At 75.0% G+C, this 16172-nt stretch carries 15 protein-coding genes; 8 read left to right on the top strand and 7 right to left on the bottom strand.

Annotation, left to right across the window (positions count from 1 at the left end; translation table 11 throughout):
• Positions 1-3: 3 nt before the first annotated feature.
• Both BM064_RS11470 and BM064_RS11465 read right to left on the bottom strand, forming a co-directional pair.
• Positions 4-1005 (bottom strand): ABC transporter permease, encoded by a 1002-nt coding sequence (locus tag BM064_RS11470; RefSeq protein ID WP_092859928.1) that lies wholly within the window; start codon positions 1003-1005, stop codon positions 4-6.
• A gap of 76 nt (positions 1006-1081) precedes the next feature.
• On the bottom strand, positions 1082-2656 hold the full coding sequence (locus BM064_RS11465; protein ID WP_092859927.1) for an ABC transporter substrate-binding protein: 1575 nt from the start codon (positions 2654-2656) through the stop codon (positions 1082-1084).
• Between the two features lie 291 nt (positions 2657-2947).
• Here BM064_RS11465 and BM064_RS11460 point away from each other — a divergent pair, with 291 nt between their 5' ends.
• Positions 2948-3178: a hypothetical protein gene (locus BM064_RS11460; RefSeq protein WP_092859926.1), complete on the top strand. Its 231-nt coding sequence runs from the start codon at positions 2948-2950 to the stop codon at positions 3176-3178.
• Between the two features lie 4 nt (positions 3179-3182).
• Here the strand turns inward: BM064_RS11460 and BM064_RS11455 are convergent, their stop codons facing one another.
• Positions 3183-3983 (bottom strand): glycosyltransferase family 2 protein, encoded by an 801-nt coding sequence (locus BM064_RS11455; protein ID WP_218161019.1) that lies wholly within the window; start codon positions 3981-3983, stop codon positions 3183-3185.
• 130 nt (positions 3984-4113) lie between these two features.
• Between BM064_RS11455 and BM064_RS27430 the strand changes: the two genes are divergently transcribed.
• From BM064_RS27430 to BM064_RS11445, 3 genes are all read left to right on the top strand, one after another.
• Positions 4114-4266, top strand: a complete 153-nt coding sequence (locus tag BM064_RS27430) for a hypothetical protein (protein WP_177236222.1) — start codon at positions 4114-4116, stop codon at positions 4264-4266.
• The gene (locus BM064_RS11450) at positions 4263-5966 is read left to right on the top strand and encodes a bifunctional sulfate adenylyltransferase/adenylylsulfate kinase (RefSeq protein WP_092859925.1); all 1704 of its coding nucleotides are present in this window, start codon (positions 4263-4265) and stop codon (positions 5964-5966) included. The genes BM064_RS27430 and BM064_RS11450 overlap by 4 nt, the downstream gene beginning before the upstream one ends.
• Positions 5967-6243: 277 nt before the next feature.
• Entirely contained in the window at positions 6244-7320 is a 1077-nt protein-coding gene (locus BM064_RS11445; protein ID WP_092859924.1) for a GGDEF domain-containing protein, read from the top strand.
• Between the two features lie 24 nt (positions 7321-7344).
• Here BM064_RS11445 and BM064_RS11440 read toward each other — a convergent pair whose 3' ends face one another.
• Both BM064_RS11440 and BM064_RS11435 read right to left on the bottom strand, forming a co-directional pair.
• Positions 7345-8241 carry a cytochrome c biogenesis CcdA family protein gene (locus BM064_RS11440; protein ID WP_092859923.1) on the bottom strand — a complete coding sequence of 299 codons (897 nt, stop codon included), beginning with the start codon at positions 8239-8241 and terminating at the stop codon, positions 7345-7347.
• Positions 8242-8344: 103 nt separating this feature from the next.
• The gene (locus BM064_RS11435) at positions 8345-9511 is read right to left on the bottom strand and encodes a cytochrome c family protein (RefSeq protein WP_092859922.1); all 1167 of its coding nucleotides are present in this window, start codon (positions 9509-9511) and stop codon (positions 8345-8347) included.
• Positions 9512-9637: 126 nt separating this feature from the next.
• On the opposite strand from BM064_RS11435, the gene BM064_RS11430 reads away from it, so the two are divergent.
• Together BM064_RS11430 and BM064_RS11425 are read left to right on the top strand one after the other, a co-directional pair.
• A complete protein-coding gene (locus BM064_RS11430; protein ID WP_092859921.1) occupies positions 9638-9889 on the top strand; it encodes a sulfurtransferase TusA family protein in 252 nt (83 codons plus the stop codon).
• Between the two features lie 331 nt (positions 9890-10220).
• Positions 10221-12386: a calcium-binding protein gene (locus BM064_RS11425; RefSeq protein ID WP_092859920.1), complete on the top strand. Its 2166-nt coding sequence runs from the start codon at positions 10221-10223 to the stop codon at positions 12384-12386.
• A gap of 39 nt (positions 12387-12425) precedes the next feature.
• Here BM064_RS11425 and BM064_RS11420 read toward each other — a convergent pair whose 3' ends face one another.
• Positions 12426-13421, bottom strand: coding sequence for a ChaN family lipoprotein (locus BM064_RS11420; RefSeq protein ID WP_092859919.1), 996 nt, complete (start codon positions 13419-13421; stop codon positions 12426-12428).
• A gap of 479 nt (positions 13422-13900) precedes the next feature.
• Between BM064_RS11420 and BM064_RS11415 the strand changes: the two genes are divergently transcribed.
• On the top strand, positions 13901-14833 hold the full coding sequence (locus tag BM064_RS11415) for a DUF2927 domain-containing protein (protein WP_092859918.1): 933 nt from the start codon (positions 13901-13903) through the stop codon (positions 14831-14833).
• Positions 14830-15780 carry a DUF2927 domain-containing protein gene (locus tag BM064_RS11410; protein ID WP_092859917.1) on the top strand — a complete coding sequence of 317 codons (951 nt, stop codon included), beginning with the start codon at positions 14830-14832 and terminating at the stop codon, positions 15778-15780. Before BM064_RS11415 ends, BM064_RS11410 begins: the two co-directional genes overlap by 4 nt.
• 81 nt (positions 15781-15861) lie before the next feature.
• Here BM064_RS11410 and clpS read toward each other — a convergent pair whose 3' ends face one another.
• Positions 15862-16170 (bottom strand): ATP-dependent Clp protease adapter ClpS, encoded by a 309-nt coding sequence (gene clpS / locus BM064_RS11405; RefSeq protein WP_092859916.1) that lies wholly within the window; start codon positions 16168-16170, stop codon positions 15862-15864.
• Positions 16171-16172: the final 2 nt, after the last annotated feature.

Here is a 16172-nt window from a genome sequence, read left to right as displayed (position 1 = left end):
CGCTCAGCCCCGCAGGCGCGGGTCGAGCGCCAGGTGCGCCAGGTCCGCGACCAGGTTCACCGCCACGAAGATCGCCGCCGCCAGCACCAGGCAGCCGGCCATGGCGGGGGCGTCCACCGCCTCGACCGACTGCAGGAAGAACAGGCCCGTGCCCGGCCACTGGAACACCGTCTCGGTGATCACCGAGAAGGCGACCAGCGCGCCCAGGTTGGTGGCCGTCGCCGCGATCACCGGGGGCGCGGCGCTGCGCAGGGCGTGGCGCAGCGCGACCCGCTCCGGCAGGCCGCGGGCGCGGGCGAAGCGGATGTGCTCGGCGGCCAGCGCCTCGGCGGTCTCGGCGCGCGCGAGGCGCAGGATCGCCGGCAGCTGGAACAGCGCCAGCGTCAGCGCCGGCAGCAGGATCGAGGCCCAGCCCTGCGCGGTCAGCAGCGAACTGCGCCAGCCGCCCAGCTCCACCGTGCCCGCCCGCCCGGAGGCCGGCAGCCAGCGCAGCTCCACCGCGAAGACCTGGATCAGGGCGAGGCCGATGACGAAGGTCGGGACCGAGACCCCCAGCAGCGAGGCCGCCGCCGCCCCGCGCGAGCCGGCCGAGCCCGGCCGCAGCCCCGCCCAGGTCCCCGCGGCGAGCCCCGCGGGAATCGCGAACAGGGCCGAGACGACGACCAGCTCCGCCGTCGCCGGCAGCCGCTGGGCCAGCGCCTCGGCCACCGGGATGCGCAGCCGCCACGACAGGCCCAGGTCGCCGCCCAGCGCCGCGCCCGCCCAGTCGAGGAAGCGCAGGAGCGCCGGCCGGTCCAGCCCCAGCGCGATCCGCGCCTCGGCCCGCCGCTCGGGGGAGGCGTCGAGGCCGACCATCGCCGCGACGGGATCGCCCGCGAGCTCGGAGATCGCGAAGGCCAGCGCGCCCGCGGCCAGCATCACCAGCGCGCCCTGCCCCAGCCGGCGCAGGACCAGCCCGGCGACGCCGCCGGCGGCGGCCGCGCGGACGAGGCGCCCGGCGCTCATGTCCCCGCCGCGGAGGGCGGGCTCCGGCGGCGGGCGGCCGCCGGAGCGCGGCCCCCGCCCGGGACTCGCGGAGGGATCATTCGCGGATCACGACGAAGCGCGGGCGCAGGGCGTCGTCGGGGCAGATCGGGGCGTCGACATGGGGGGCGCTCGCCCAGGCGATCACCTGGTGGTGGAGGGGGGCGTAGGGCGCCTGCTCGCGCACGATCTCCCAGGCCTCGGCGATCATCGCGTCGCGCCGGGCGAGGTCGGTCTCGGTGGTCATCGCGGCGATCAGCTCGTTCAGGCGCAGGTTGTCGAAGCCGGTGGCGTTCCAGGCCCCGCCGGCGCCGACCAGGTAGTCGAGCACGAAGGCGCTGTCCAAGGTCGGCGTGCCCCAGCCCAGCAGGTAGAAGTCGGTCTCCCGGTTCTGCACCTTGGGGAAGTGGCGGGCGCGGGGCTGGAGGTCGAGCGAGACCTCGATCCCCACCCGCGCCAGCATCGGGACGAGGGCCTGGCAGATCTCCTCGTCGTTGTTGTAGCGGTCGTTGGGGCAGTCGAGGCGGACCTTGAAGCCCTCGGCGTAGCCCGCCTCGGCCAGCAGGGCGCGGGCGCGCTCGGGGTCGTAGGGATAGGGCGCGTCGTTGGCGGGCGTGGCGCCGTGCACGCCCGGCGGGGTCAGCAGGCCGGTGGGATAGCTCAGCCCCTCCATCACGTGGTCGCGGATCGCCTCGCGGTCGATGGCGTGGTTCACCGCGAGGCGCACGCGCCGGTCGCCGAACGGGTTGCGCCCCCCCACGTCGGAGCTGCGCAGCTCGGCCGAGCCCTGGTCCATGCCCAGGAAGATGGTGCGGATCTGGGGCGCGCTCGCCACCGTCATCCCCGCCGCCCGGATCCGCGCGAGATCCTGCAGCGGCGGGTCGAGCACCAGGTCGACGTCGCCCGCGAGCAGCGCCGCCACCCGGGTCGCGGGGTTGCGCATCGGGCGATACTCGATGCGCGCGAGGTTGCCCGGGAACAGGCCCTTCCCCCACCAGTCGGGATTGGCGGAGAGCGCCGTCAGCTCGTCGGGGCGGCGCTCCTCCAGCACGAAGGGGCCGGTGCCGTTGGCCTGGCGGACGGCGGCCGTCTCCTGCTTGGAGGCGTAGTCCTGGGGCGCCGTCACGCCCATGGCCTCGGCCCAGCCGCTGTCCATGATGAAGACGTTGGTCAGCTGGTTGGGCAGGATCGGGTTCGGCCCCGAGGTGCGCAGGACCACGGTCAGGGGATCGGGCGTCTCGACCTCAACGATCGAAGCGAGCTGCTCGCGCCAGTCGGAGGTGGGGGCCATCGCCCGGCGGATCGAGAAGGCGACGTCCCGGGCGTCGAACGCCTCGCCCCCGTGGAAGGTCACGCCGGGGCGCAGGGCGAAGCGCCAGCCGCCCTCGATCGCCTCCCAGGCGGTGGCGAGCTCGGGCTGCAGGGTCATCGTGGGATCGCGGGTGACGAGCGCCTCGTAGATCATGCCGGTCAGGGCGATCGTGGGCCCCTCGTTCTGGGCGTGGGGGTCGAGGGTCAGGGCGTCGGCCTGGGAGGTCCAGCGCAGGGTCTGCGCGGCGGCCGGGACCGCGGCGAGGACGAGCATCGCGGCAAGACTGCCGGCGACGGCGCGCCGGACGTTCGCAAATGGCATGGACCCCTCCTGACGCGCCGACTGGGGACCCCCGGACCACGGGCGCGGCGTCCATCGTCGCGGGGTCGGCGCTTCGGACCGAAAAGCTAACCTGAACAGGCCTTCACGCTCAACACGACAGGCCGCGCGAGCCGCCCGCAGAATGAGCCCGCCGCCGCCCGCAGGCAAGCCTCGCCCGGGGACCGGCCGCCGGCGCGGCGTCGGCGCCCCTTGGCGACTCGGCCGGATTGGGCCAAACGCGCCGGCCATGGCTCCGACGCTCCCCTCCCCCGCCGCCCGGGCGACGACGCGATGCTGATCGAGGCGCTGACCGGCGCCCTGATCGGCGTGCTGTTCGCGGCCGGGTTCCTGGGCATCGTGCGCCTGGGGCTCGACCGGCTGAACCAGGGTCTGGCGAGCTCCGCCGGCCTGGCGGCGATGATCGCCGTCTGCCTGTGGTTCGACGGCTGGATCCTGACCGCGGCGCCCGGCTTCGCGCTGGGGACGGCGGCGCTGCTGGCGATCCGCTCGGCGCGGCGCTGAGCGCTCAGCCCCCCTGCGCCCGCTCCCGCCGGCGCGCCTCCTCCCGCTCGATCATCTTGGCGACCCGCATGAAGCGGGCGAAGGCGATGACGACCGAGAACACGAAGCCGTTCCACCCGCCCAGCACGTGCCCGCGCGCCAGCCAGGACTTGAGGAACACGAACGGCCCCTCGACCATCAGGCGCAGGCGCAGCTTCCACAGCTTGCGGGGCTTCGCGGCCTCGGCCTGGAAGGAGGAGTAGGCGTTCTCCTTGGCCACCAGCCCGTGCCAGTCGAGGAAGGGGAAGTGGTGGATCGGCGCGCGCAGCCGCCGCGCCGGCCCCTCGACCTCGACCCGGTCGAAGAGCGGATGGTCGCGGTAGCGCCCCACGCTGCGGTGATAGAGGCGCACCACCGCGTAGTCGTTCGCCAGCGGCCGCGGCCGCTCGGCCCCCGGGTAGACGTTGAGGATGCGCAGCACGTAGGCCGCGGGCGCGGGATCCGCGGCGAGCGTCGCGCGGATCTCGGCGGCCAGTTCCGGCGTCACCACCTCGTCGGCGTCCACGTTCAGGAGCCAGTCGTGCCGGCACCGGTCCTCGGCGAAGCGCTTCTGGGCGCCGTAGCCGGTCCAGTCGCGGTGGAACACCTCGGCCCCCGCCGCGCGCGCGATCTCGACCGTTTCGTCGCTCGATCCGCTGTCGACCACCACCACCTGGTCGGCCAGCCCCTCGAGGGCCGCGAGCGTGCGCGGCAGGCGCGCGGCCTCGTCCTTGACGATCAGAAAGGCGGAGAGGGGGGGGGGCACGGTCACGGGGCGGCGGGCCATCTGCGGAGAGCCGGGAGATCGGCGGGGCGACCATAGAGGCTTGGCGAGCCGCGCGAAAGCGGCGGAGGCGCCGGCGCCTGCTTCGGCCGAATTCGACGCGAAACCGCGAAGATCGGCTGTAAAATCGCCGATGAACGACGCCCGACGCAACGTCGAGCGCATTGTCGCGGTGCAGCATTTCCGGCGACGAGTTGTTGCCTTTCGCGCCTTCCGGGTCCAGAAGGCGCGCGGAACCGGCCCCTGCACCATGACCGCCGATCGAAGCGAGAAGCCGACAACATGACGACCGCGAACACCGCTCCCATTCCCGAGCTCTATGTTTCCTACGACAGCGCCGCCAAGCTGAAGATGGAGGCGGCCGAGCTGCCGTCCTGGGATCTCACCGCGCGCCAGGTCTGCGACCTCGAGCTGCTGATGAACGGCGGCTTCAACCCGCTCAAGGGCTTCCTGACCGAGGCCGATTACGACGGCGTGGTGGAGAACATGCGCACCGCCGACGGCGCGCTGTGGCCGATCCCGATCACGCTCGATGTCAACGACAAGTTCGCCGACACGATCGCGCCTGGCCAGGACATCGCGCTCCGCGACGCCGAGGGCGTGATCCTCGCGATCATGTCCGTGACCGACAAGTGGGTCCCCAACAAGTCGCGCGAGGCCGAGAAGGTCTTCGGCGCCGACGACCTGGCCCACCCGGCGGTCAACTACCTGCACAACACCGCCGGGAACGTCTACCTGGGCGGCCCGATCACCGGCATCCAGCAGCCGGTGCACTACGACTACCGCTCGCGCCGCGACACGCCCAACGAGCTGCGCGCCTACTTCCGCAAGATGGGCTGGCGCAAGATCGTGGCGTTCCAGACGCGCAACCCGCTGCACCGCGCCCACCAGGAGCTGACCTTCCGCGCCGCGAAGGAGGCCCAGGCCAACCTGCTGATCCATCCCGTCGTGGGCATGACCAAGCCGGGCGACGTCGACCACTTCACCCGCGTGCGCTGCTACGAGGCGGTGCTCGACAAGTATCCCGCGTCCACCACCCACCTGTCGCTGCTGCCGCTGGCCATGCGCATGGCAGGTCCCCGCGAGGCGGTGTGGCACGGCCTGATCCGCCGCAACCACGGCGTGACCCACTTCATCGTCGGCCGCGACCACGCCGGCCCGGGCAAGAACTCGGCGGGCGAGGACTTCTACGGCCCCTACGACGCCCAGGACCTGTTCCGCGAGCACGAGGCCGAGATCGGCGTCGAGATGGTCGACTTCAAGCACATGGTCTACGTGCAGGAGCGCGCCCAGTACGAGCCCGCCGACGAGATCGAGGAGGGCGTGACCGTCCTCAACATCTCGGGCACCGAGCTGCGCCGCCGCCTGCAGGAAGGCCTCGACATCCCCGAGTGGTTCTCCTTCCCCGAGGTGGTCGAAGAGCTGCGCCGCACCCGTCCGCCGCGGGCCCAGCAGGGCTTCACGGTGTTCCTCACCGGCCTCTCGGGCTCTGGCAAGTCGACGATCGCGAACGCGCTGATGGTCAAGCTGATGGAGCTGGGCGGCCGCCCGGTGACGCTGCTCGACGGCGACGTGGTGCGCAAGCACCTGTCGTCCGAGCTGGGCTTCTCCAAGGAGCACCGCGACATCAACATCAAGCGGATCGGCTACGTCGCGTCCGAGATCACCAAGAACGGCGGCATCGCGCTCTGCGCCCCGATCGCGCCCTACACGGCCACCCGCCGTGCCGTGCGCGAGATGATCGAGGCCTACGGCGCCTTCGTCGAGGTGCATGTCGCGACCTCCCTGGAGGAGTGCGAGAAGCGCGACCGCAAGGGCCTCTACAAGCTGGCCCGCGAGGGGAAGATCAAGGAGTTCACCGGCATCTCCGACCCCTACGAGGCGCCCGAGAAGCCCGAGCTGAAGCTCGAGACCGAGGGCACCGACGTCGACAACTGCGCCCAGACCGTGCTGCTGAAGCTGGAGCAGATGGGCCTGATCGGCTGATCGACCGGCAGGCGGCCCCCGCGGCCGCCCCCCGATCCGCGCAGGAACGCCCGCGCCCCCCCGGTCGCGGGCGTTCCGCATTCCGGCGCCGGCCCCCGCCCGGCTGCGCGCCGACGGGCCGGAACCGGCCTCATGCCTCCGCTCCAGCCCCTCCGTCCGCGTCGCTCACGTCCTCGTCAGAACGCGATCGCGCCCGGCTTAAGACTTTGCCAACCTGACTCCCCTCTAACTCGCGCCGGACTCCGGGGGCGGGCGCCGTCCGTCCCGCGGGCCGAGGATGGAGCGCATCGTGACGATGGAGCGGATGCAGCCGCGAACGCAGACCGACGCGCCGGCCGCGCCGGTCGACCTCGCCGCCACGGGCGAGCGGGCGCGCCGCGCCCTGGCCGAGGCGGAGCGGCGCGGCCTGCCGCCCGACCCGCGTGTGTTCGAACTGTTCTACGCCTATCTCGGCGGCGAGGACCCGCGCCTGTGCGCCGCCGTCGACGCACTGCTGCCCGAGGGCGGGGGCGCCAACCTCGACGCGGTCGAGCGCCTGCACGAGACGCATCTCGCCCTCGGCGGCCAGGCGGAGCGGTTCCTCGACGTCGGCCGGGAGGTGGAGCTCGAGCTCGCGCTGCTGTCGGAATCGCTCGCCCGCCGCTCGGCGGCCAACGACGCCTTCCACTACGACCTGACCCGGGCGCGCGACGGCATGTCGATCCTCGCCCGGCCCGGCACCGTGCGCCAGACGATCCGCGACCTGATCGACCTGACCACCCGCTACGCCCAGCAGGTCGAGGGGCACGACGCCGAGCTGGCCGCCGCGCGCGCCCAGATCTCCGACCTCCAGGACGAGCTGCAGGACCTGCGGGAGCGGTCCTACATCGACCACCTGACCGGCCTCGCCAACCGCCGCCGCTTCGACGCCGCGCTGGAGCTCGCCATCCACGAGGCGCCCGAGCGCGGGCCGCTGAGCCTGGTGATCTGCGACCTCGACCACTTCAAGCGGATCAACGACGGCTTCGGCCACGCGGTGGGGGATTCGGTGCTCAAGCAGTTCGCCCGCCTGCTGCGCCAGAACGTGCAGGGCAAGGACACCGCCGCCCGCTTCGGCGGGGAGGAATTCGCGCTGGTCCTGCCCCGGACCGAGCGTCTGGGCGCCCGCCACGTGGCCGAGCGCATCCGCCAGGAGCTCGCCGCCCGCGCCTTCGTGATCACCGGCACCCGCAAGCGGCTGGGCAGCGTCACCGCCTCGCTGGGCGTCGCGGAATGGCGCCGGGGGGAGGGGGCGGCGGCCCTGATCGCGCGCGCCGACGCGGCCCTCTACCGGGCCAAGAACAGCGGCCGCAACCGGGTGATCGTCTCGGATTGAGCGCTGCGCCCCGCGCCCCGCCCCTCAGCCGATGGTGGCGAGCGCGGGGAAGGTCTCCAGCAGCCAGAAGGCCAGCGTCTCGAAGGCGCCGGTCATCATCAGCAGGCCGACGGCGACCAGCAGCGCGCCCATCGCCATCTCGACCCGGCCGAGGTGCCGGCGGAAGCCGCGCATCCAGCGCATGAAGGGGCGCACGAAGGCCGCCGCGAGGATGAAGGGCACGCCGAGGCCGAGCGCGTAGACCGCCAGCATCCCCACGCCCTCGCCGATGGTCTCGCGCTGGGCGGCGAGGAACAGGATCGAGCCGAGCACCGGCCCGATGCAGGGCGTCCAGCCGAAGGCGAAGGCCAGCCCGATCACGTAGGCCCCCGCGAAGCTGCCCGCCGCGCCCCCGGCGTCGAAGCGCGCCTCCTGCATCAGGAACGGGATCTTCTCCATCCCCGAGAGGCGCAGCGCGGCCGCCAGCAGCGCCAGCGCCGCCAGCACCGGCCAGTGGGCCTGCGCCTGTTCGACGAACCCCTCCCAGCCGCCCGAGAGCGCCAGCAGCGCCGCCGCGGCGATGGCCAGCGCGGCCGTCAGCGGCGCGCGGCGGAAGCCGATGAAATGCTGGCCCATCACGTAGATCACGAAGCCCGCGGCGATCCCGAACTCGTAGCGCCAGGACTGCAGGGTCTGGCCCACCAGGCTCGCCCCCGCCCCCAGCGCCACGAACACCGTCCCAAGCCCCGCGACGAAGAACAGCGACGAGATGAACACCCGCCGCGCCAGCGCCGCGTCGGCCTGCTCCTCCTCCCCCGTCAGCTTGTCGAGGGTCGAGCCCGCCATGAACGCGAGGTAGGGCGGCGCCAGCGGCAGCACGCAGGGCGACAGGAAGCTGAGGAGGCCGCCGAAGAAGGCGGCGAGCAGTCCGATGTCGGTCATGCGGCGCGCGGGGCTCCCTGTGCGGGGTCTCGATCGAGGGCGGGCGAGCGTCCTTCTGCCCCCTCGGGCCGGCCGCGTCGACCGGGCGCCGCGTCGCCCCCGCTCACTTCGCCGTGTCTGCGGAGGCGTCCGCGCCGCCCGCCTCCACAGGCGCGGCCTCCGCCTCCGGCCGGGGCGCGGCGGGCGTCTCTCGTGCGGTCGGGGCCTCCGCCTCCGGACCGCCGCCGCCCGCGGGCGCCTGCGCGGCGGGCGTCTCGGCCGGGGCCTCCGCGGCGGGCGCGTCGTCGGCCGGGGCCTCCGCGGCGGGCGCCGCTTCCGGCGCGGGCGCGGCCGGCGGCGCCTCGGGCGCGGGCGCGGCCGCATCCGTGCCCGCGGCCCCGCCCGGCGTCGCGGCGGCCTCCTGCTCGGCGGACGCGGGCGCCGCCCCGGTCGCCGCGGAGCCGTCGAGCGTGGCGAGGTAGGCGACCACGTCCTCGATCTCCTGCGCGCTCAGCCAGGGCTGGCGCAGCGCCGGGGTCAGGGCGGCCTGGGACAGCGAGATCGTGTGATAGGCCGGCATCCGAGACCCCGCCCGCGCGATCCGCGGGTTGATAACCAGCAGCCGCAACTCGCCGATCTCCAGCCGCGTGGCGACCCCGTCGAGGTCCGGCCCCGGCGGCAGCGGCAGCAGCGCCGCCGCCGCGGCGTCGAGCCCGCCCGAGCCGTCGCCCGTGGGATCGGGTCCGTCCACGCCTTCGCCGGCGCCCTCGTCGCCGGCCGCCTCTCCCTCGCCGCCGTCGGCGACCGCCTCGGGCGCGGGGCGCTCGGGCGGGGGCGCGGCCGTCTCCGGGGCGAGGCGGCTGTCGGAGTCGGAGCCGTCCTCGTCCTCCAGCGCCGCGGCTTCGGGATCGTCGAGGGCGGGGGGCAGCTCGACCTCCGGCTCCGGGCGAGGCGCGCGGTCGGCCAGCGCCAGCGGCACGATCGGCGCCTGCGGCAGGCCCGGCGCCGCGTGGCAGGCCCGGCAGCCGCCCAGCGCGGGATCGGCGTAGATCGCCCGCCCCCGCTCGGCGTCGCCCGTGGCCCCGCCCAGCGGCGCGGGGATCGTGCGCCCGTCCACCACGGTGTAGGCATGCGCCTGCGGGCGGGGGTCGCGCGCGGGCGCCTCGGCCGCGGCGGGGTCGGCCGCCTGCGCCGCGGCGGGCGCGGCCGCCAGCGCGGCGAGGATCGCCAGCGCCGCGCCGGAGCGGCGGGCGGCGGAACGGCGGGAGCGGCGGGAGGGCGAGAAGGGCATGGCGTCGACGGTTCGTCTCGGGCCCCGGACCCTAGGGTCGGCGCGCGGGCGGCGCAAGCGAGGGGCGGCGTCTTGCCCCGGGCCGCGGGGAAGGTTAGCCCCTGTCCCGTCCGCCGGAGCCCGCCCATGTCCCCCGACCCCCTGCCCGTCCCCGATCTCGAGATCGACGCCCTCGGCCTGATCTGCCCCCTGCCGGTGCTGCGCGCGCGCAAGCGCCTGGCCGGGCTGCCGGCGGGGGCGGTGCTGGCGATCGTGGCGGACGACCCGATGGCCGCGATCGACCTGCCGAATTTCTGCGCCGAGGAGGGGCACGCCCTGCTCTCGGACGCGCCGGCGCCGGGGGGCGGGCGCCGCTTCGTGATCCGCAAGGCCGGCTGACCCGCCCCGACGCGCCGGCAGCCGCGCCCGGAGCCGCGCCCGCCGGCGCCCCCCCCGGCGGCCCCGACCGGTTCACGACCTGGAAACCGATTTTCCCAACGCCCCGGCAACCGGTTTTGCACATCTGCGCCTAACCGCTATTGAAAACATCTGATCAACCAGACATCATTACGGTCCGTCCACCTTAATATCCAAGCCCCCTACGCCCGATATACGGAACCGTAATCCAAAACAATTCCGCTTAACCAGCAGCTTTCACTTAGCGAATACTCGCCGCCGCCTATGCCATCCCCCGGGGAATGATCCCCGGCTTCCAGGGGTGGGGGCGAGGATGAGCGCGACGACCAAGGGCCGGACTCTGTTCGGCGGCAACGGCACGCAGTCCCTGCGGGGCACCGACGGCGCCGACACGATCTACGGCGACAAGGCGGGCGAGGGCGGCTTCGAGCTGCGGCTCGAGGATCGCGACGGCGGCGCCGAGGCCCGCCGGCCGGGCGAGATGACGCTGGTCACGCTGGGCGGCGAGATCCACGCCTACGCCGCCGCCTCGGGCCGCGGCGCCGGCGGCGCCCAGGCCTGGCGGCTCGACGCGGACGCCGAGGGCCTGACCCAGGTCTGGTCGCAGGACGCCATGTGGTACGGGCTCGACGACCTGCTGACCGGCGCGCCGACGCTGGCCTCGGCGCGCTTCGGCGGGCAGGACTACCTGATCACCGCGGGTCTGGGCGTCTCGATCGCCACGCTCGACGCCTCCGGCGCGCCGCAGCTCCTCGACCGGATCGACTGGGACTGGGGCAACGGCCTGCTGCGCCCCGGCGCGGTGGTCCCGTTCGAGATGGGGGGCGAGCTGCGCATCCTGGTCGCCGGCGGCGAGGAAGGGGGCGTGAGCGTGCTGCGCCTGCGCGCGGGCGAGCTCGAGGTCGTGCAGCGCACCGCCGACGACGGCCGGCTGGAGGTCGGCGAGGTCTCGGCCGCCGCGCTCGCCACCGTGGGCGGCCAGCGCTACGCGGTGATCGCGGCGCGCGACGAGGGCGAGGTCTCGGTCTGGCGCGTCGGCGCCTCGGCCCCGACCCGCGTCCAGCTGCGCAGCGCCCGCGACGGCGAGAGCCGCTTCGACCTGACCGAGGTCGAGGACCTGGCCGTGGCGACCGCGGGCGGCGAGGTCCTGGTCTTCGCCGCCGGGCCGGAGAAGCTGGTCGCCTACCGCCTGACCGCGGCGGGGCAGCTCGTGCGCGTCGGCTCGACCGAGGGCGCGCTGGCGCTGGAGACGGCGGAGCTCGACGGGCGCTCCCTGCTCTTCGCCGCCGAGGAGGACCGGCTGCGCGTCTACGAGATCGCCGCGGGCGGCCGGCTCGACCTGATCGAGACCCATCGCGCCGGCTGGGGGGCCGAGATCACCGACCTCGCCGCCGTGGCGAAGGGCGACGAGGTGCTGCTGATGGCGGCGCGCGCCGACGCCGACGGCCACGACCTGTTCAGCTACGCCGAGGCCGGCGACGACACGATCGAGGCCGGGCGCGGCGACGACACCGTGCGCGGCGGCGGCGGGAACGACCGCATCTTCGGCGGCGACGGCGAAGACCGTCTGATGGGCGAAGCGGGCGACGACACCGTCGCGGGCGACGCCGGCGCGGACGCGGTGGCCGGTGGCGCGGGCGACGACGACCTGCGCGGGGGCGACGGCGACGACCGCCTCTACGGCGAGGCCGGCGACGACGCCGCGCAGGGCGACGCGGGCGCCGACCGGATCGAGGGCGGCGCGGGCCACGACCGGCTCGACGGCGGGACCGGCGACGACTCGCTCGACGGCGGCGAGGGCGACGACCGCATCCTGGGCGGCGAGGGGAACGACCTGGCCCGCGGCGGCGCCGGGAACGACGTGATCGAGGGCGGCGCCGGCGACGACGTGCTCGAGGGCGGCGGCGGGCTCGATTCGCTCTACGGCGGCGCCGGCGACGACGAGCTCGCGCTCGCCGACGCCTCCGACGGCCGGCTCTGGGGCGGCGAGGGCGCCGACCGGCTGCTGGGCGCGGCCGGGCGCGACCGGCTGTGGGGCGACTCGGAGGCCGACTTCCTGTTCGGCGGCGAGGGCGCCGACCAGCTCCGCGGCGGCGAGGGCGCCGACCGGCTCGACGCGGGCGCGGACAAGGACCGCCTGTGGGGCGACGCGGGCAAGGACCAGCTCTCGGGCGGCGCGGGCAAGGACCGGCTGGTCGGCGGCGAGGGGAACGACCGGCTCGACGGCGGCGCCGACGCCGACAAGCTCTGGGGCGGCGCGGGCCGCGACTTCTTCGTCTTCGGCAAGGGCGACGGCAAGGACAAGGTGATGGACTTCGCCGGCAAGGACCGCCTGGTCTTCGAGGACGTCGCCCGTTTCAAGCAGCTCGACATCTCGACCCGCAAGGGCGACGCGGTGATCGAGCACAAGGGCGGCGTGGTGATCCTCGACGACGTGAAGGCGGGCGCGCTCGACGTCGCCGACTTCCTGTTCGGCTGATCCCCGTCCTCCCGCCCCCGGTCCCGCGCAGGCCGGCCCTCACCCCTGGCTGCGGAACCGGGCGCAGGGATCCTCGCGCCCCGTCGGGGCGGTCGAGATCACGGCGAGGTCGTAGGGCAGGCTTCCGTCCGCCCGCCGCCACGGCGCCAGGGCCGCGTCGACGTCGCCGGGCGCGTCCTGCGCCCACTCCGCCTGGAGGATCGCGAGGGTGGAGAGCCCGGGCGCCGCGTCCGCCAGCACCCAGGGCACGCCGCGGTCGCGGCGGGCATGGCCGTTGCCGGTGACCAGCATCGCCTGCGCCCCGCCGGCCCGCTCGCGCACGCGCAGCAGCGCCTCGGCGAAGCGGGCGTCGCGCAGGCGCTGGGCCTCGACCATCGGGGCCAGCATCTCCGCCGGCAGCGCCCCGCAGTGCGAGCGGTCGAGCTCCACCTCCAGCGCCGCCTGTTCCGCGGGGGGGAGCGGGGCGTCGAGCCCGTAGCGCGCCGCCCCCTCGCCGAAGGCCGCGGCGACGCCCTCGCCCATCGCCTGGCGCAGCGCCGCGCGCGGGACGCCGCCGCCGGCGACCTCCGCCCGGGGGACCGCGTCGAGCACGCCGTGCCAGGGGGCGTAGTCGTCCCATCGCGCGGCGGCGCGCAGCTCCGCGTCGGGGCTCCCGGCCGCCCGCAGCGCGGCCAGCGCAGGCTCGACCTCCTGCGGGACCATCTCCAGCGCCAGCGCCTCGACCCCCAGCGCCGCGGCCAGCGCGGCCTGGAGGCGCTGGTGGGCCGGGTCGTCGTGGATCTCGCCGACCACCAGCAGGTCGACGCCGCGCGCCCGCTCGACCAGCGCCGGCAGGCCGTCGAGCGGTCGGCCCGAGGGCAGCTCGACCAGCCGCGCGCCCTCCGGCAGCCCCGCATCCGGCGCGCCGCCGGAGGCGCAGCCCGCCGCCAGCGCCAGCGCCCCCGCCGCGAGGAGCCTGCGCAGCGCGCCCGCCGGGCGCAGGCGCGCGGGGCGCGGGACAGGGGCGAGGTCGGGGGAAGGGAGCGAGCTGTGCATGGCGGCGAGCCTAACGCCCCAGCCGCCCCGGGCAAGCGCCGCCTGCGTCCCGGGGCCGCGCGCAGGCGGACCGGCTCGGCCCAGGGGCTGCGCGACGGCGGAGCCGGCTCCGTCGCCCGGCGAAGCCCGCGCCGCGCGCGGCGCCTTCGGCGCAGGCCAGGCCCCGCCGGCGCCTTCGGCGCAGATCCGGTCGCGGCGAGGCTCGATGCGCCGGGGCCCCGCCCCGGCCCGCCCGTGCGCCCGTCGCTCGGGCCGCCGCCGACGCGCCCCCGCCCGTGACCCGCGCCCTGCCCGGCGGCGCCCTCCGTCGCCCGGTCCCGGGCCGGCCGCGGGCTGCCCCTGCGGCGCCTGTAGCGGCCCTGCCGCGCCCCCTCGCCGGCGCGTGATGCGCGGCTTCGCGGCATGGCGGCGGGCGGCGGGCCGCGTTAGAACGAACCAAGTCCTCGTCGCGAACGCCCGACGCAGAAGGAGCCGAGCGCATGCCGCGACTTGCCGCCATCCCCGGTGTCGCCCCCCTCCTCTCCGCCCGCCGCCGTCTGGCGGCGCTCGGCGCGCTGGCCGCCGCGGCGCTGGCCTCCGGCTGCGCCTTCACCACCGAACAGCTCTATTCGCAGGCGCTGGAGCGCTACGCCGCCGCCGGCCTGATGCGCACCGAGTACGATCCCGCCGACGCGCCCTTCACCAACGCCGACCTCGCCCGCGACTTCGAGCGCATCGCCTTCCACATGGAGTTCGAGGACGGCGAGCGGCTGGTGCAGAAATCCACCCCCGTCTCCCTGGTCAAATGGGACGGGCCGGTGCGCTGGCAGCTCACCGGCGACGGGGCGACCCCGCGCGATTTCGACGACTACCGCGGCTACACGGGCCGGCTGTCGCGGCTCACCGGCCTCGACTTCATCGAGACCGACGTCGACCCCGACATCCTGATCATGATCGCCACCCCGGCGCTGCGCGCGGCCTTCGTCGAGAAGATCGACGCGGACGGCTCCGGCGCGCGGATGCCGCTGATGCGCGAATGGGCGCGCAACGACCTCTATCCCTGCGTCGGCCAGGTCGGCCGCACGCGCGAGGGGGGCAAGTGGCGCAACAAGGCCACCATCGTCATCAAGTCCGAGACCAGGGGCGTCCTGCGCCAGAGCTGCATCCACGAGGAGCTGGCCCAGACCATGGGCCTGCTCAACGACGACGGCGACGCCCGGCCCTCGATCTTCAACGACGACCAGGAGTTCGCCCTCCTGACCCGACATGACGAGCTGCTGCTGCGGATCCTCTACGATCCGCGGCTGCGGGCGGGCATGACCGCCGAGGTCGGCATGCCCATCGTGCGCGAGATCGTCGACGAGATCGGCCCCGGGCCCCGCCTCGACGGCCTCTCGCCGCTGGCCGCCGCGCGGGCCGGGGCCTCGGGATGAGGCGCGGGCTGCGCCGGGGGGCGCTCGGGGGGCTGGCGCTGCTGGCGGCGGGCTGCGCGCAGCCCGATCCGGAGCGTCATTTCGCCGAGATGCAGGCCTCGCTGCTGGCCAAGGGCTGGCTGCGCACCGACATCGCCCCCGCAGACGCCCCCTACGACCGCCGCGACCTGGAGCGGAACTTCCGCCTGATCGCCTTCCGCACCGAGTTTCCCGACGCCGGCGACATCCTCGACGAGCGCCCGCTGTCGAAGTGGCGCGGCGACCTCACCTGGCGGATGCTGGGCGAGGTCCGCCCCTCGGACCGCGCCCGGATGGAGACGCTGGGCGCCCGGATCGCCCAGGCGACGGGCCTCGAGGTGCGCGAGGCCGGGACGGGCGAGACCGCACGCATGACGATCATGTACCTCGGCCCCGACTCGCGCCCGCGGATGCGCGCGGCGCTGGGGACGCGCTATTCGGACGCGCAGCTCCAGATGTTCGACGCCTGGGCCTCGCAGCTCTGGGTGGTCTGCTACGCCACCACCTACCGGGGCGGCGACGGGCGCTGGAACACGGCCGCGATGATCGGGATCCGCGACGAGCTGCCCGACCTGCTGCGCGACTCCTGCCTCGACGAGGAGGTGGTGCAGGCGCTGGGCCTGCCCAACGACGACGCGACCGTGCGGCCCTCGATCTTCAACGACGACGAGGAGTTCGCCTTCATGACCGAGCATGACGCGGACCTCTTGCGGATCCTCTACGACCCGCGCCTCCAGCCGGGGATGACCGAGGCCGAGGCCGCCCCCATCGTGCGCCGCATCGTCGACGAGATGACCGACGTCCCCGCCCGCCTGCCCGCGCGCGAGCGGGCGCGCCAGGCCCCTGCGAAGCCCGCGGCCCGCACGCCCCAGGGCCGCCCGCCGAATCCCCTGCCCCCCCGGCGCGGGGTCGGCGAGCAGGTGTCCTGACCGGGCGCGCGGTCGCCCCTGCGGGGGCCCCGGCGCCGCGGCGCCTCAGTCCTCGGGCCGGTCCTCGGGTCAGTCCTCGGGTCAGTCCTCGGGTTCGGTGGTGAAGCGCAGGGGGAAGCCGTTGGCGCGGCCGGCCTCGTTGGCGTCGGCGGCCTTGGTCTCGGCGACCTCGCGGGTGTAGACGGCGACCACGCAGACGCCCTTCTGGTGGGCCGTGATCATCACCCGCCAGGCCTGGTCCTCGGTCAGGCGGAACACGCTCTTGAGCACGGCGGTGACGAATTCGCGCGGGGTGAAGTCGTCGTTGAGCAGGATCACCTTCCAAAGCCGCGGACGCTGCGCCTTGGGTTTGACCTTCGCTTCGAGATCGGAGTCGGCGGTCCCGCTCATGG

The sequence above is a fragment of the Albimonas pacifica genome (genome assembly GCF_900113695.1).
Lineage (GTDB): Bacteria > Pseudomonadota > Alphaproteobacteria > Rhodobacterales > Rhodobacteraceae > Albimonas > Albimonas pacifica.
The sequence above is the reverse complement of the archived record's forward strand: the minus strand, read 5'-3'. Positions and strand labels throughout refer to the sequence as shown.

Coding starts and splice junctions, on each gene's coding strand:
- BM064_RS11425 (WP_092859920.1), top strand. CDS start 10,221: ATGAGCGCGACGACCAAGGGCCGGACTCTGTTCGGCGGCAACGGCACG.
- BM064_RS11410 (WP_092859917.1), top strand. CDS start 14,830: ATGAGGCGCGGGCTGCGCCGGGGGGCGCTCGGGGGGCTGGCGCTGCTG.
- BM064_RS27430 (WP_177236222.1), top strand. CDS start 4,114: ATGAACGACGCCCGACGCAACGTCGAGCGCATTGTCGCGGTGCAGCAT.
- BM064_RS11455 (WP_218161019.1), bottom strand. CDS start 3,983: ATGGCCCGCCGCCCCGTGACCGTGCCCCCCCCCCTCTCCGCCTTTCTG.
- BM064_RS11415 (WP_092859918.1), top strand. CDS start 13,901: ATGCCGCGACTTGCCGCCATCCCCGGTGTCGCCCCCCTCCTCTCCGCC.
- BM064_RS11430 (WP_092859921.1), top strand. CDS start 9,638: ATGTCCCCCGACCCCCTGCCCGTCCCCGATCTCGAGATCGACGCCCTC.
- BM064_RS11420 (WP_092859919.1), bottom strand. CDS start 13,421: ATGCACAGCTCGCTCCCTTCCCCCGACCTCGCCCCTGTCCCGCGCCCC.
- BM064_RS11470 (WP_092859928.1), bottom strand. CDS start 1,005: ATGAGCGCCGGGCGCCTCGTCCGCGCGGCCGCCGCCGGCGGCGTCGCC.
- BM064_RS11440 (WP_092859923.1), bottom strand. CDS start 8,241: ATGACCGACATCGGACTGCTCGCCGCCTTCTTCGGCGGCCTCCTCAGC.
- BM064_RS11450 (WP_092859925.1), top strand. CDS start 4,263: ATGACGACCGCGAACACCGCTCCCATTCCCGAGCTCTATGTTTCCTAC.
- BM064_RS11445 (WP_092859924.1), top strand. CDS start 6,244: ATGGAGCGCATCGTGACGATGGAGCGGATGCAGCCGCGAACGCAGACC.
- BM064_RS11465 (WP_092859927.1), bottom strand. CDS start 2,656: ATGCCATTTGCGAACGTCCGGCGCGCCGTCGCCGGCAGTCTTGCCGCG.
- clpS (WP_092859916.1), bottom strand. CDS start 16,170: ATGAGCGGGACCGCCGACTCCGATCTCGAAGCGAAGGTCAAACCCAAG.
- BM064_RS11435 (WP_092859922.1), bottom strand. CDS start 9,511: ATGCCCTTCTCGCCCTCCCGCCGCTCCCGCCGTTCCGCCGCCCGCCGC.
- BM064_RS11460 (WP_092859926.1), top strand. CDS start 2,948: ATGCTGATCGAGGCGCTGACCGGCGCCCTGATCGGCGTGCTGTTCGCG.